Here is a 15,855-nt window from a genome sequence, read left to right on the forward strand (position 1 = left end):
CAACTTTTTAAAAATTTACTCTAATAACTCATCATTTTGGTTCGAACAACAACCTTAAACCAAAGAATAAATATTTTTCCTTTGTACAAAATAGATTGAATGCTTTTTTAACATAACAACACAAAAAACGGGGTGCGTATTTGAAAAAGGGAATAATTATTTTAGTTATTACTTACTTTGTATTGTTCTCGAATTTCTCCCCCACAAAAGGATACAATGACGAGAAAATTCCTGTACTTATGTATCACCATCTAGAAGAAAAACTGGATAACAATTTGGTTATTTCTCGGGAAAATTTCGATAATCAAATGAAATCACTTAAAGAAGAAGGATACAATACCATAACAGCCCAGCAATTATACAATTACTTAATTGGTGGCATGCAGTTACCGCAAAAGCCAGTGTTGATCACCTTTGATGATGGGTATTTAAGCAACTATGAAATAGCTTATCCAATTTTGAAAAAATACAAAATGCATGCGGAAATCTTTGTTATCACTAGTCGTATTTTAGAAAACACTGTTGATAAGCCAAACTCCAAAGAGATTCCCAAAATGAATTGGAATCAATTAAGAGAGATGAAAGATTATATTACTATCCAAAGCCATACTTGGGACTCGCATTATAAATTTAAATCAAGCAATGGAAGTACAAATACCGCTTTATATGGTCCTGGTTACATTAATAATAAGTTGGAAAATCAAACAGAATATATAGAAAGAGTAACAAATGATTTTATTCAGTCCAGAAAAATTATTAAAGAGAAGTTAGGTTATGAACCAATTGCTATTACCTATCCCTATGGTGTTATTTCCAATGAAGCAATAAACTCGGTCAAAGCAGCTGGGTTTAAATTGGGGTTTGTAATTAATAATAAAAGTGTTATTAAGGGCGACAATCGGTTTGTATTAAGTAGAATAACGGTAAATGGAAATGATTCCGGGGTAGAATTAATAAATAAAATAAAAAATAGTAATCTTTAACTTGTAAAAGTGATTCCGAGCCCACTACCATTGAAAGGTAACGGGCTTGGAATCACTTCTTATTATTACAAAGCATCGTAATAACTTCCTCGTAAGTAGTTGGACGTTTTATAAATGTGCCATCCGATACATCGTTTCTCTCGCTTTTCATTTGTTGTATCGCCCTAATACCCCAAGCCGAACTGAAACTATTGTATCTGATAATGTACCATCAAAATATTTTTGGGGTAGCGTTATAAAGCCCCTCATATCCGCTTAAGGGACTTTAAATTCGTCTATTTAGTTATTGTGGTAATTGGAGTTATTGAGTCATAGGAGAGCTACACCACGTATTATTACAAACGAAATATATAAGTATATGGTCGGAAAATAAAATTCCTTAAATGGTGACATCCAAGCATAAGAGATTCTTATGTATCGCCGCAGCGCTTGTACTCGCTGCGGCTTTTTTAGTAAAAATACTGGGGGTTATTTACTTATTATTTTGAGTATTGTCAGATTGTTTTACTTGATTTGAATTCTTATACTGTTCTTCTGTTAGATCGTTTTCTTCACGTATATCTAAATCGTCTGGACTTAAATCTGTACCAAATTCTTCTTTTTTTACTTCTTTTTTATTGCCCTTCTTTTTCTGCATATTTAACACCTCCAATAAATAAATTAACCATTTGGGAATAATCTATTCTTGCAAGGGTTAAATCTAATTGACCTATTGTTCAGTAATTGTTTTTTATATCTTCTGTAAGGCTTGCAACAATGTAAGAAACATCGGATAAAATCGCACCTGGACTTTTTGGTTCAACACCATATATTTCAAATAGTTCATTCTCTATTTTCATAAGATCGTGTCTCACGTCATTTAATTTTTCAATAATCTTCTCTTTCTCCATTTCAAACTCCCTTTCGTACTGCACATCGGTGTATAAAACTCTTATTAACTGTTTTATCATTCTCACCCCTCAGTAAAATGATTCTTGCAATTGACAAAATGTTTAGCAAATTAATTCTAGTTGTCTTGGTTTACATTCGCCCTTTGAGTAATCACTACTTTATAAAGTATTTTCCTTCTCACTTTCTATTTAGGGGGTTTTTACACCTAATAAAAAATCAAAGAAAATAATTGCTGAATTGAAATAAAAAGAGAAAAGCTATAAATAACTATGCATTAGATAAAGGGTTGGAAGTGATAAGTAATAGATTTAGTTTACGATTTAGAAGAACTAAAAAAATATAAGAAGTAAATACAAAATGAGTCCACAAGAAAATATGGAGCAAGAACGCGAAGAAAGGCAATATTCCTTTTGTGAATATAAAAAGAGCACCCACAACTGTGAGTGCCTTATTTTGAAAATATTAAAATAGCTTTCGATACTAAATTAAGCAGAAAATGCCTAAAATCTCATTGAATTGATTATCCCTGTTAAGTCGGAAGACAAGGGTTTGGTAAGTTAACGCAGGACGGTGGTTTACCTCCTCCACCTCCTTCAACAGGTACGTTCATAGCACTTGCTCCTGTAACTGTTTATAAAGTAACTCATGATAAAGCTTTACGACATTAATTAGTGAACTTCGCTAGTGTTAGGTAGTTCAACTTTGTATTACATAATAAATCACATAGAGCCATCCAAATATTCCGTGGAGGATTGCCCACAGTATTGACTTGTTGACACTCAAGGAGATGAATATTGCAAATACAACTCCAAATCCAATAACACTAAATATAACTTTTCTTACTTTCTTTACTTTTATTGATTTTAACATTTACACCCAACCAATCCTTTCTGTCGTCTTATCAATCAAAATATTCCGTTTACGTAATACCTTATGCCGTAACATATACAACTTATCCGCAATATCTCCCCATACATAAAAGCCGACCTTGTCCCAGTAACGCATATCTACAATGGTCTATTGGTCGTTGTCTAACTCGCTGTACAATTTTTCAATTACATTTACGATGTTCTGCAAATGCGGATAATTTTTTTCCTCTGCTAATAAGATTGCACGATTACCTGTTGTTTCAGAAATCTTAATTCTACTACCAACCTGTTCATGTTTCTGGTGAAAATTCAATTATTCCCATTCGCGAAATATTGTTTGCGGTAATCATAGGTGTTCAAGGCATAATAAAAAGCCGTACCATAATTAATTAGCACGACTTTGATGTAAAATTCGGTAATATTAATTTACATGGTTTTTTTTAGTAATTCGCTATATGTCACAATTACGCATTTTACTAAATGTTGAATGAAAAATCATGGTATTATTTTCAATATAAATTGTATTGGAGGTAATCAATATGTTTTTTGAAAATACACCCACTCCCCCATATTATGCTGTTATTTTTACTTCCCAAAGGAATATGAACAATCATGACGGCTACCATACTATGGCTGATTTAATGGTAGAACTTGCTTCAAAGCAACCAGGATTTTTAGGAGTTGAAAGTGCTAGAGAAGCTAACGGATTAGGCATTACAGTCTCTTATTGGGATTCATTAGAGTCTATCCAACAATGGAAAGAACATCATTCCCATATGAGAGCACAAGAAAAAGGAAAGACAGATTGGTATTCTTCATACACAACTCGAATTTGCAAAGTTGAAAGAGATTATACAAATAGAATCTAATTTACTGAGCTTCCTAAATTTTGTGAAGGTCTTCCTCAATAATTTTGTTCAATTAAGTCACAATATTTTCTATAAGATTAGTAAAATTCATAATTTGTTGATGATATATATGTAATCAAATTCTAGTTTTTAAGAATGTTATTATAAAAGGAGTCTGTTAAATGGAAAAAAATAAACTTCAATCTTTTTGCCTCACCCTACCCGGAACGACACATGATTACCAGGTAGACTGGCAAGCGGATCGTTATCATGTTGGCGGTAAGATGTTTGCAATGATGGGAGGAGACGCTGAAAGAAAGCCTATCATCACTTTGAAATGTGACCCTGCTCGTGCTGAAGAATTACGAGAAACCATTCAAGGCATTATACCAGGTTATTATATGAATAAGACACACTGGAACTCAATTTATTTAGATTCAGATTTATCCAATGATTTGATAGAAAATCTAATTCTGCATTCCTACCAGCTAGTATTTGAGAAACTAACAAAGAAAGTTCAAAACCAAATTAATCCTAAATAGTTTTCATCAACATCTTAAGTGCACAATTATTTAGAACCATACAAACATACGCGCTTTGCTGATCTGGGTTGGAACTCAGGTCTTTTTTTATGCTCAAATTGCTCATTGTTATTGACATATTGTTTAGTAAGTTTCTTTGTTTTTATTACCCGCTCTAAAGAAAAAACCATAATAAGTTAACTAAAAACTGAGTTTGTGTTAACATATTATTAATACCATTATTTGGAGGTGTTTTTTTGACTGTCAAGAATAGAACATTACTTAGCTCAGTTAGTGGTTTGGCATTATTTTCATTAGGCGCATATAGAATCTTTTCAAACAACATAGAAGCTATGTCAATTGTAGTAGCATATATTTTCTTGATTAGCGGATTGATAGGCTTTGTTTTTAGTGTTGTAAAGTTATTTAAGATTGAACGAACTTAGCGTTGCTTTATGGCAGCGCTATTCTTATTGCTATTGAACAATATGCTACGAATGCACAAAAAAAGCCAACAAATTGTTGACTTAACTTGTTAGATTAGCGTCCCCGTCCGTTACTTTAAGTGAAATGTTTCACAAATTCCATTTTTCCCGCGTTCCATTGATTTAGAGTAACCAAAACAATCTCTAAATAACTTCCTGCCAATATATTTATGAAAATTATTGTATCTATCTTGGTAATACTCGTTCCAATAACTAATCATTCTATTATAGCTTTTGCAAAACGGCACAATATTTTCAAGACAAAATCTCTTAATCCGTTCTGTTTCCTGCTCTTTTAAAATATCATAAGTCATTTCTAATATTTCTACGACATATTCATCACATATTTTTACGATATAAGGAATAGCCCAGTCCTCATAATCCATCTGGAGCAACGAATAAATATGCTTTTGGCGAACAAACCCGTTACAACTTCTTGAATAAATACAGTGCAAAATCATTTTTTGTCGTAGACTTAAATCGTCTATAACTTCATCTGAACTATCAATGTAATAAATACGATACGGAAATCTAATCACGGCTTTATCTTGAAAATATTGAATAGTATCCTCGGACACACCAATAGCGACATTATTATAAATTTTATGTGGAATATTTCCAACCACTGTAGTTACATCATCTCTCAAATAATTTGGAAATCCATCATGAAACATTCAATCACATCCTTGCTTCGAATAATGCTACAATCAAGCATTTAAGTCTGTTATTGCAGGGATATTAATTTCCTTAACACATGAAACTGGTGATAAATTAATTACACATTGAACAATAGATACAATATCTTGTACAGGGATTCTTGTACCTTCATATAAATCAATTGCCTTTTTGGCACCTTCTTCATAAGGTACTTCTGCTGCCAGTTCTCCAGGATTAATACAAGTGACTGAGATTTTATCTTTTCTCAAATGTTCACGTAGAGCATTTGTAATGCCTCGCAAGCCGAATTTAGATGTAACAAATGAAACTTGTGCACTGTTTGTGTGATCTAAGCCTGCCGTTGAACCAATTAAAATGACTTTTCCATTTTTCGCTTGTCTTAAGTTTGGTATAAGCGCCTGAATATATGTAATAGTAGAAGTTAGATTTATATTGATCAAGTTGAAAACATCTTCAATTTCATCCTTATCAAATGTATAGTCATCCTCGAAACCACGCTTTTCCCATACACCAACATTAGAAAGGAATGTCTTTTAACATTTCTTTTAAAGTTGGAATTTGTTGTTGACTAGACAAATCAATTGGTAGCCATTGGCGATTTACACCATCATTTATGTCTAAACTTTTAGGTCGGGTACGTGACACCATCCATACAGTATCCCCCTTTACGGGTAAACCTTTTACAAACGCATCACCTAGTCCTTGGCTTGCTCCAAAGATAATGAAATTCTTGCTCATTCTATCACCCTCTCAAAATAACTATCATTTATTAATTATAATAATCAAAAAGATATGTAGCAATGAAATTCCTTGAATCACTAGTTTGTATAAACGACGTTACTGTACATTTAGCGTCAATTATTTCATTCCCTTTCAACTTAAAAAGATTTTATTCTACATCTATTTTGACGAATGGTATAGGTAAATTATTTAGTTGGTACTGGTTGTTTAGAATAGAGTCGAGATTTCTGATGTCTATGCACTCTAGTACTACGAATGAACCAGAGATAGTATAATCTACGCCATCTCTTATTACTTCAACAAAGTTTGAATCAGAACAGATATAGATGTTACAAGTGTTTGAGATGTAGACGTAGTTCATTTGTGGTGTGAAGTGGATTAGCACATCGACGTTATAATCTTCCTCGGTGTCTATATTCTTTCTAGAGTAATCTTGCTCGTTATTGCTATAAGGATTTAGTTGTTCGGATTGCTTTTTACGGTTAAAGAACATGTGTATACCTCTTTCTTGGCAATAAAAAAGTTTAAGAAAATTATTTAATTCATTCATTAAATTCCCTACTTTAGCCTATTTACGTTCGTTAAGTAAAAAAGTTTCATAAATTCCTTCACAGTATTAGTTGGAGATACAATAGAAGCAACTTATAAAACATATGCCCATTCTTTTAAGAAGGATGAAATCGAAATAGAGTGAATTTTGGGTACATGGTTTATAGCATGAAAATTTCACTCTATTTGCAAATTATTTGTCGTTAACAAACTGAAGAATGCCTAATTTATCAAGGTTTCAACTGAAAAAAACAGCCACAACCACTGGTGCTGGTCGTTTACAATCCTCACACTGCAATACAGAATTCATATTTTCACTCTTTTCTGGACATGGAAAAAAGAGCACTGAATAAGTAGTACTCTTCCATTACATAGCAATATAGAGCCCCTCGGATTTATAAAATTCTTAGAACATAGGAAGTTTCGGGCTTTGCCTTCCTACCTCCCTTTGATTGTAAATAATACTTACGTTTACTGTGCGTGGATGCCAGGGCTTTTTTTATGTTCAGTTACACACCAGCTGCATATTCACGGATTTAACGCCAAATTAGTTCCTTTGTAAATCTCACGGAATTCGTTATATACCCATCAACTAATAATTTGCGAACTCGTTTCTGTTCGAATTTTTCAATTATTGGTATATTGAAATATACGTGAATTTTTTTGTCAGCCTCGTGTAAACGCTTCACTATTTTTTCCGATACAACTAGAGATTCTAAGCCAATCAATTCATAATCATTTTCTACTGCATCTTTAAGTGAGAATTCACTATTTTTGTAGAGGCGAACAAGTGGGATAGATGGGGCGATTTCTTTTATTTTTTCCAAACTTTCCGTCTCAAATGATGCAATGGTTATGAGCTCTTTATCTAGTAAATCGTATTTTTTCAAGAGTGAAATCAATTTAGTTTCCACTAAAAGCTTCCCATCTACTGATCTTGTTTCGATATAATAATGCATATTTTGACCAAACTTTTGGAATACTTCTTCTAACTTAGGAATTGGTGCCCTATGACCATTCTTTACTGTTTCAAATTGGGAAAGTTGTTTCCATGTCAGATCATTTACCTCACCTGTACCTGTTGTTGTACGGTCTATATCAACATCGTGCATTGGTACAAGTACACCGTCACTTGTCATACGTATATCTATCTCAATCCAGTTTGCACCGTCTTTTATAGATTGCTCATATGCTTCGATGGTATTTTCATTGAATTGATCTACCGCCCCTCTGTGTGCAATAATCAAAGCTTCATTACTTACCTTTTCCACATCTTTACTATTAGGATTATAAAAGTAAAAAAGGACCGCTACGCTAAAAAATATTGCAAAACAAGTAAATATCCTAATCATCAAACAATTCCCCTGACTAATTCATGAAATATTTCCATTAAGGACATCGGAATAAAGCCTTCCTAATTTTATCTTATGCACTGAGATTTACTTTTATATTTCAAGCTAAAAACCTCTTTTCATGCTACCCAATATATTAGCAATATCACAATTATCCGCTGACAGTTAATTTGTATCTTGCGCTTGGATATACACCTGAAACAGTATGTAACATATGCCAATTCATTTGAAAAAGATGAAATCGAAATAGAGTGAATTTGGGGTACATCATTTATTGCATGAAAATCATGGTCTGTTTGCAAATGATTTATTGTTGTGAACAATTCGTAAAAACCGTGAAATATCAAGCTTTTAACCGCAAAAAAACACCCACAATAATCATGGGTGCCTTGTATTATTTATGATAACCACTTAGGAGGCGTGTTTTTGCTCCAGAGTTCAATTAGGTTGGCAATGAATAGTTTTTTATTGTTCGCCCCTTTGATTATCGACGTTTGGAATTATTAGAATTTCTATCGCTTTTACTTTCGTATATTATAACATATCGAATTGAGGTACTTTTGTGGTACTGATAATTTAAGTTATGAAATAACAATAGAAATAAAAATAAGCCCTCCACACAAGTGGAAGGGCTGTTTTTAATAAATTTTATTCACAGGCATGTCCGTCGCCGTCACCATCCATTTTAGATTGGTATGCTGGGTGACCTCTTTTCACTCCATCAGGATAATCTACTTTTAATTCCGAACAATTTTTATATGTTTTTACCGGAGGTGTAGTAACTGGCGGCGGTGTTGGGGTAACCGGCAGAACTGGTTCTGGATCAGGTATTGGTGTTACCGTTTCTGACTCACAAGCCCAACCATCGTTATCACCATCATGTTTAAGCTCATAAGCTGCATGACCAACAGGTACACCACTTGGATAAACTGCTTTTAATTCCGTACAGTTCTTAAATAAACTTTCAGGTTTTTCTTCTGGTTTAGTAGTCGGTGGTGTTTTATCAACTTCATACTTAAATTCTTTTGCAATTGAGTAATCACCACAGTTAATTGTAGCTATAATCGTACCATCTTGAGCAGTTGAATACGCTTTAGCGCCAACAGATTTAATATTAGACATTACCTCTTTATGAGGATGACCATAAGAATTGCTAGCACCGTAGCTTAAAATAACAGCTTCTGGATCAACAGCTTTCAAGAATGAAAGTGAGCTACTTGTGTTCGAACCATGATGACCAGCTTTTAAAATTTCAGCTTGAATTTCCTCGTATTCTTGAATCATTTCAGATTCAACTTCTACACCAGCATCAGCCATTAGTAACACATCATTCGTACAATACCCAGCTGCAACAACTAAACTCGCGTCATTATTATCATCTGCGTTTGGATTTGCGTTTAAAATCTGTAAATATGTCTCTGCATCTTCGCTTAAGATATCTTCTTCCTCAGGCACAATGTACTTAATATTCTTGTTTTGAATCGTTAAGAGCATGTTCTCGTATGTTTTTGATGTATGTACTTTACCAGAATCAATAAAATTGCTAATTGTAAATGCATTTAATACATCAACCATTCCACCAATGTGATCAGCATCCGGATGTGTTGCGATTACATAATCGATTGTTTTGATACCTAATGATTTTAAGTAGGCTACCACTTTTTCTCCTGCTGCATCGGTCCCGGCATCGATTAAGGCTGTTTTACCGTTTGGCATTTGAATAAATGTTGAATCACCTTGTCCTACGTCAATAAAGTGAACTTTCATCGGCTTTTTAGTATTTGGCTTTGATGGAACTTCACCAGTAACTTCTTTAGGTGCTGTAATATTTATCGTTTTAGAAGATTGATTCCACTTAACTTCTGCGCCTAAAGCTTCACCTATAAAACGTAATGGCACAAGTGTGCTGCCATTAACAACTTGTGCTGGCACATCGATATTTACCGTTTTACCATTTACTTTTGTCGCTTTAGAGCCGATTTTCAGCCATATTTTAGTTGTACCTTTTGTTGCGTCAATTGTTTTAGATGTTTGGTCCCACTTAACCTCTGCTCCTAAAACTTCAAAAATGCCACGTAACGGCACTAAAGTGCTTCCACCTTTTAATACAGCTTTATTGCTATACGATTGTTTTTCATTGTTCACATAAATCGTAATGTTACTTGAGGCGTTTGCATCACCTACATTAGCAAAAGAAAATGTAACAGAGAATAGCATTACTGCAAGTATAACTTTTAAACTCTTCATAATAAACCTCCATGTATTTGTTGTACGCCCTAATTATGGTACGTAATGAGATATTTAGCAATAGTAATAGTCAGTACTGAAAATCAAAAACCTTCCACAATCAATAATTTGTGGAAGGGGTCCCATCAGAAAAACGCGGATTTACAACGTTAAGAAATATACACGATTTTATGCTAAGTGAAAAACAAACCAAACAAGTAAAAATACTGCTACATCAACCGTTTATGCCACCTGTATAAAAAGACGTATAAACAATGTTCATAGGAAAAACCACGAAACGTTGATGTCACAACATTTCGTGGCTTTTGGTGGCTTCCCAAACTTTTATTTGGGAACGTTATTTTGTTTAGTTATGTATACGTTATAAATCCTTGTTTCACTAAAGTCCCTGTTAGTTGAATTTATTCTGAATTGATAATAACTCGAAATCCCCAATAAAATTCCCAGTACATTCGCTGAGAATATATTTTTGTGTTTCTTCTTCAGTTTCAACTATTACTTTTTTGCAATTATATTCTGAAACAAAATCACCATCTACACTATGAGAAACATTTACTTGTACACCATCGAACGTTAATGTCATAACTCCTCGTTGACCCTCTATCCCATACTGAATATATTTTACTTTTGCTTCGTTTTGATTTTCTACATTCTTAACAAATCTGTCTAACCCCCCTAAATTTTGAATATCATTGTGGTTATTTATCACTTCTTCAACTTTCTTTGGTTCTTGAGAACATCCAACTAATGCAAAACACAATAATAAAGTAAATACCTTTTTTATAATTAACACTTCTTTCAATTAGACATTAAATTTAAAATAAAGTTTCAAATCCTTGTTCAACTAACTTACACCGTTAGTTGAACAAGAAATACACCCCAAATGAGGTTTGGGGACATACTGATCATAAGCAGCCCCCCCATTCAATTGAATGGAGGTGATTCCCTAACTTGCGTTTGGGAACGTTATTTTGTTTATTGATGTATACGTTATTCGTTCTGGTTGCACTAAAGCTCCTGTTAACACAATAAGAAAACACCTTTGTCTACTTTATGGAACTGTATTAATAATAACCGTTACAAAGCCGCTCACCGAAGCTCTATCAATTAATTGATCAATGGCTTGTCCTGCGGGATCACTAAACAAATACCATTGATTTTCAGTAGGCACATGAATCAAAGTTTGGGGTGGAAGGGGCAACTTTTCATCATAACCTCGAACTAAATTATAGATATCAAAACGTTCTACGCTGTTCCCTTCTTGGTCTAGAAAATCATATTGACCACCTTTATAATACCCCCCAGTTGTGATGCTATGAACTGACCATGTGTAATCTGAAGGCGGTTCGACCTTACTTCCTTTGTTTTCTATAAAAATATTATAAATGGCTTCGTTATAACCATTTCCTTTGATTTGCTGTATTACTCCGCCCATTGTCGCATGATATTCATACTGTAATGCTTTTACTATTACACCATCTATAACGAATGGCTTTGTATCAATCGTCACTATGCCGTTTTTGTAATCAACGTTACTGCCAAATGTTTCGGCAATAAAACGCATCGGAACAAAAGTACGATTATTCTTCATGTATGGCTTTACATCAAGAAGTTCCGTTTTACCGTTTTTCACCACTTTATTGCTATTAAGTTTTAAGATTACTTTCATATCGTTTTTAGTAAGTGTGACTTGCGAATCCGACCATTTGACGTTGGCTCCTAAATTTTCACTAATAACACGTAATGGAACCATTGTCCGGTTACTCTTACTTTCGGGATTCACATCGGATACAATCGTAACACCGTCAATTTTTATTTGAGTGGTCGCCGCATAAGTAGGTGATGATGTAATGATTAGAATCATAACAAGTAAAATTCCTGAAAATACTTTTTTCATTTTTTGATAACTCCTTTTTTAAATGTAAATATCCCCCAAGAGGTTAATTGTTGAGACCTTAAGCCTTTAAAAATAACCAAAACCTTTACTGCTAATGCACTAATTCAATATAGGTTTATAAAATTCCTTCATTCCTAGATATTTGCTAAGTTAGTTGAGGTACAAACCTTCCCAAGGCGTCGTTTGGTAACCATTCTTTCCTTAACGTTGTAAATCCGCATTATTCTGACGGGACCCTTTGAAGGTCTTTTGTTATACTCTATAACCTGGTACTTCATATGTCTGACCATCAATTTCGATTCCCTTCAATTCCGCTAAGTTAATTCCTATCTGTGCATCTTCGAAAAATAACATGCTTACTCCATTAATAATCATTACTTCAATTTCGGGTAAATAAAGATTGCTCTCAAACTCGTAGCCCCCAGTGTTGTTTGCATTAAATTTATATTTATACATTTCTCTCCCCTTTTTTGAAATCCAGTTTACATGATGCTATTTCCAATAACGGTTTTCGTCCTCCATCGCTCTTATCACAGCCTCTTCAACCGCTAAAAGTGTATCTTCTTTTGTAGGTCGATTCATACAAGTACCTTCCGTTGTTTTCCCATCTTCTCTTTCAATTTCGTATCCGGCGGTATAAAATCCTCCCCCAAAAATTTTCAACTCGATGGAAACAAAAGCAGCATAACTTAAAAGTTCCATGCAATACGTTTCTACATGGTATTCTCCGGTTGGTTTTAAAAAAGAATTTGATAGTGCATACATTGTCTCACCCCCTTATATGCCAAGTTACAATAAAATGGTAAAATAATCTATAAAAGGTATCAAAATTTCTTTTTAGGTATTATTGTGAAGAAAATTACTTAAACAATTTGGAAGTTTGGTTTAATAAGCGCCTAGAAAAAAAGACAGTACCTATTTATTTTAGGTACTGTCTCTTTTTCTTGTTACTTTCACTATTTCAAACCATTAGAATAAAGTTTGATTATAAATTAATCTAAACTCTTAATAACACAGCATATAAAAAGCTATAGCTTTGAATAAAGATTGATCGAAATTAAATACAATTATTAATATAACATTATTTTCTTGATTTTAATAAGGTCCAAACAGTGTAACTTGGTTATATACCGGTAGTTATCAATCGTTGTCATCTGGTTGATCTGGGGGACTATTTACTTTTTTTAGCAAAAGGGTCAGTCCCTATACTTAAATTTTCATTTGATTTTATACTCGTTTACTTTAAAAGTAAGTACCTTATCGAAAATAATATAATCTTTGCGACTTGTGAATGGTCCCTTATTGTTACCATGATTATTAATTGAGAATGTAGCTGTCCCAGTTCCTCGGTGTCTGCCTTCATACCAATTAATAAAAGCGTCAACTTCTTCCATACTTAAATCGAATTCTTTTTCTAAATCCGTAATCATTGTAACTGTTAATATAGCCCTATCTCCTGCTTCTTCGCTAGGTGGTTCTGGTTCTGGTTCTGGTTCTGGTTCTGGTTCTGGTTCTGGTTCTGGTTCATCAAACATCATACTCATTTTACCTATTGTTGTAAAACCTGCATGACCATTATTTTTCGTTATATTTATCCTGTATTTTATGTATTCATTTGAATTAGAAAAAGAGAATTCTTTCTTGCTTCCTACACCCCATTCAGTAATATCTTGTTGGGTATCAAGTACTATCCACTGATTACCGTCCCAACCTTCAAATACCCAATCTTTAGGAGCCTCTTTTTTAGAGTCAATATGTTTACTTCTAGAGCTTATAGTGTATTTATTTACAACTACCGGATTATCAAATTCATAGGCTACCCATCCAACAGTAATACCTTGTTTTGTGGACCACCCATAATCACTTTTTTCATTGAAAACGTTAAACGGTTGATGTTGTTTGCTCCAGATACTACTAGCACTAGCAATACCTGATGGCGAAGTGTTTGATGTCATTTCAGGAATCAAATCCATAGAATTCGATGTATTCGCATTGACAGTTTCAAAAGAAACAAATAATAGTATTAGAGACATAAATAAAATTACTCTTTTCATATAATTCCTCCTAGTTTTTCTCATACATAATCCCATTTAAAACACTTCTCCTTCCTCATGACGCATCCACTTGATTATCTCCTAATGCGTCACATCCCTACATACCCCATGTTTAAACAAATCTCTTACTTTTGCCCTAACATCACAAATTATAATAGCGCACAACTGAGGTAGTTCCATTATATCAATTTTTTATATTTTTGGTAATTTATTTTAATTATTTAATATTTTAGTAAAATATCTTAAAGTATATTAATGACCTTCGATTATACTGTTTTACTGTAAATAAAAAGTTGTCGTTTAATTAATCTTTATTAAATACGGTAGCTATTATTTATTCATACGACCAATAATCAACTGCTCTACTTGCGTTTTTAAAGCTTGTTTTGCATAGCGTAATGTAATGTCTTCACCAACCGTAGCAACTACCACATCACTAAAATGCTCATCAATTTTAACCCATTTCACAACGCGTATTTTATCTTTAGCCAGCAAACGCTTTTGGTTTAAATAATCATTACGCACACTTTTTAGTATGTTATCTATGATTGGTAAATAAATTTTTTTCATCTTCATTTGTTCGGTTTGTTCCATCTTACTGTAGTCCGTTTGAAGTGACTGAACAGCTAAATCTAATACCAAATATTCATGCACTAATTGACGATGGTCAATACTTAACATTAGATTACCATCCCTTCTTTACGAATCACTGGAACAGCAGCAAGAACATTATCGATAATAAAAGTACGCTTTGCCTGTTTCGTAAAACAAAATGCCTGAAACTTACCACCAATCATTTTGATTATTTTAATACGTCGTTTACTAATGACACCATCTTTTGCTATATACATTAAGTCGATCAATTGATTGCGTTGCATAGCTTTTATTATTTGTTCTTTCATTGTTATCCCCTCATAAAACAGAACATTTGTCTGTTTGTATTATACGCACATTTGTTCTCTTTTAAAAGAGGTAATATCAAGAAATTTGAAATAAGCCCTTACTTTTTATCAGATAACTAATACAGTTGTCTGCTTTTTATTATGTACTTCTCAAAACATTGCTAATAAAATGGAAAAGAAGGAGTATGGTACATATGATAAAGACCTTAACAGGATTGGTGACTAAATCTATTAATACTAAGTCTGGGGTGCCCATAACTGAACCCTGGAGTTCTTCAATGTATTTTAATGCACCAATGGAAAAGCGTGTTCGTTTTTCAACAGATTATTTTAGAGAAGTTCGAGTGGAAGGAATTCAAAAGTTTATTAATAACCTCACGCTAGATGATCCCACTGTTGATCTATTCATTTCTTTAGAATACGATAATAAAAAGAATTACATCCCTCTTAACTTATCCAAGCGTATACGCTTAGTTAATTGGAAAGAATATAAACTTACAAGTGAAGAGATTGATTTTTATGAAGGCTTTGGTAAGATTGCATTAATAAAAAATGTAGCAGTAAATGACATCATTTTATTTACAATAGATGTGCTTCTCAACAAAAATAGACGTGCCTCTAATGCTGGATTTTTTATTGTCACAAGTAAGTATTTAATTTATTTTGGAACAAGTGGGGACGTAATCAATATACTTTCTACAAATCCTATAAATATTAAAAACCTAAAAATGAATTATAAAGGTATTTTTGATACTTTTTATGATGAACCTTTAAGCTAACTTCAGTAATTAAATATGTAAACGCAAAAAGCCCGCCACTACTGCATTTAACAGTGTGA

General features: G+C 33.2%; 16 protein-coding genes and 1 pseudogene. 4 read left to right on the top strand and 13 right to left on the bottom strand.

Annotated features, from left to right (window positions below; translation table 11 throughout):
• The first annotated feature begins 140 nt into the window (after positions 1 to 140).
• Positions 141 to 983 (top strand): polysaccharide deacetylase family protein, encoded by an 843-nt coding sequence (locus tag CSE16_RS11810; RefSeq protein WP_253896073.1) that lies wholly within the window; start codon positions 141 to 143, stop codon positions 981 to 983.
• A 472-nt stretch (positions 984 to 1,455) separates the two neighbouring features.
• On the opposite strand, the gene CSE16_RS21570 is transcribed toward CSE16_RS11810, so the two are convergent.
• Together CSE16_RS21570 and CSE16_RS11815 are read right to left on the bottom strand one after the other, a co-directional pair.
• On the bottom strand, positions 1,456 to 1,620 hold the full coding sequence (locus CSE16_RS21570; RefSeq protein ID WP_172954384.1) for a hypothetical protein: 165 nt from the start codon (positions 1,618 to 1,620) through the stop codon (positions 1,456 to 1,458).
• Positions 1,621 to 1,699: 79 nt separating this feature from the next.
• On the bottom strand, positions 1,700 to 1,933 hold the full coding sequence (locus CSE16_RS11815) for a hypothetical protein (RefSeq protein WP_099424087.1): 234 nt from the start codon (positions 1,931 to 1,933) through the stop codon (positions 1,700 to 1,702).
• 1,349 nt (positions 1,934 to 3,282) lie between these two features.
• On the opposite strand from CSE16_RS11815, the gene CSE16_RS11820 reads away from it, so the two are divergent.
• Positions 3,283 to 3,612 (top strand): antibiotic biosynthesis monooxygenase family protein, encoded by a 330-nt coding sequence (locus CSE16_RS11820; protein WP_099424088.1) that lies wholly within the window; start codon positions 3,283 to 3,285, stop codon positions 3,610 to 3,612.
• Between the two features lie 161 nt (positions 3,613 to 3,773).
• Positions 3,774 to 4,133 (top strand): MmcQ/YjbR family DNA-binding protein, encoded by a 360-nt coding sequence (locus CSE16_RS11825; protein WP_099424089.1) that lies wholly within the window; start codon positions 3,774 to 3,776, stop codon positions 4,131 to 4,133.
• Positions 4,134 to 4,668: 535 nt separating this feature from the next.
• Here the strand turns inward: CSE16_RS11825 and CSE16_RS11835 are convergent.
• The 11 genes and pseudogenes from CSE16_RS11835 to CSE16_RS11890 form a co-directional block, all read right to left on the bottom strand.
• The gene (locus tag CSE16_RS11835) at positions 4,669 to 5,271 is read right to left on the bottom strand and encodes a hypothetical protein (RefSeq protein WP_099424091.1); all 603 of its coding nucleotides are present in this window, start codon (positions 5,269 to 5,271) and stop codon (positions 4,669 to 4,671) included.
• A gap of 33 nt (positions 5,272 to 5,304) precedes the next feature.
• Positions 5,305 to 6,013, bottom strand: a pseudogene (locus tag CSE16_RS11840) (SDR family NAD(P)-dependent oxidoreductase).
• Between the two features lie 1,088 nt (positions 6,014 to 7,101).
• On the bottom strand, positions 7,102 to 7,917 hold the full coding sequence (locus tag CSE16_RS11850; RefSeq protein ID WP_099424093.1) for a glycerophosphodiester phosphodiesterase: 816 nt from the start codon (positions 7,915 to 7,917) through the stop codon (positions 7,102 to 7,104).
• 648 nt (positions 7,918 to 8,565) lie between these two features.
• Entirely contained in the window at positions 8,566 to 10,164 is a 1,599-nt protein-coding gene (locus CSE16_RS21890; protein WP_099424094.1) for a stalk domain-containing protein, read from the bottom strand.
• Positions 10,165 to 10,555: 391 nt separating this feature from the next.
• Entirely contained in the window at positions 10,556 to 10,957 is a 402-nt protein-coding gene (locus CSE16_RS11860; protein ID WP_253896265.1) for a DUF4362 domain-containing protein, read from the bottom strand.
• Between the two features lie 258 nt (positions 10,958 to 11,215).
• Positions 11,216 to 12,061 carry a copper amine oxidase N-terminal domain-containing protein gene (locus CSE16_RS11865; RefSeq protein ID WP_099424096.1) on the bottom strand — a complete coding sequence of 282 codons (846 nt, stop codon included), beginning with the start codon at positions 12,059 to 12,061 and terminating at the stop codon, positions 11,216 to 11,218.
• A 252-nt stretch (positions 12,062 to 12,313) separates the two neighbouring features.
• Complete coding sequence (locus tag CSE16_RS11870) at positions 12,314 to 12,517, bottom strand: hypothetical protein (RefSeq protein ID WP_099424097.1); 204 nt, start codon at positions 12,515 to 12,517, stop codon at positions 12,314 to 12,316.
• A 36-nt stretch (positions 12,518 to 12,553) separates the two neighbouring features.
• A complete protein-coding gene (locus tag CSE16_RS11875; RefSeq protein WP_099424098.1) occupies positions 12,554 to 12,826 on the bottom strand; it encodes a hypothetical protein in 273 nt (90 codons plus the stop codon).
• A gap of 452 nt (positions 12,827 to 13,278) precedes the next feature.
• Positions 13,279 to 14,115, bottom strand: a complete 837-nt coding sequence (locus CSE16_RS11880; RefSeq protein WP_099424099.1) for a discoidin domain-containing protein — start codon at positions 14,113 to 14,115, stop codon at positions 13,279 to 13,281.
• 330 nt (positions 14,116 to 14,445) lie between these two features.
• Positions 14,446 to 14,796: a YhjD family protein gene (locus CSE16_RS11885; RefSeq protein ID WP_099424100.1), complete on the bottom strand. Its 351-nt coding sequence runs from the start codon at positions 14,794 to 14,796 to the stop codon at positions 14,446 to 14,448.
• Positions 14,796 to 15,017, bottom strand: coding sequence for a transcriptional regulator (locus CSE16_RS11890; protein ID WP_099424101.1), 222 nt, complete (start codon positions 15,015 to 15,017; stop codon positions 14,796 to 14,798). The genes CSE16_RS11885 and CSE16_RS11890 overlap by 1 nt, the downstream gene beginning before the upstream one ends.
• Before the next feature lie 194 nt (positions 15,018 to 15,211).
• Between CSE16_RS11890 and CSE16_RS11895 the strand changes: the two genes are divergently transcribed.
• Positions 15,212 to 15,796 carry a hypothetical protein gene (locus tag CSE16_RS11895; protein ID WP_157764805.1) on the top strand — a complete coding sequence of 195 codons (585 nt, stop codon included), beginning with the start codon at positions 15,212 to 15,214 and terminating at the stop codon, positions 15,794 to 15,796.
• Positions 15,797 to 15,855 lie beyond the last annotated feature (59 nt).

Source organism: Solibacillus sp. R5-41, assembly GCF_002736105.1.
Taxonomy (GTDB): domain Bacteria; phylum Bacillota; class Bacilli; order Bacillales_A; family Planococcaceae; genus Solibacillus.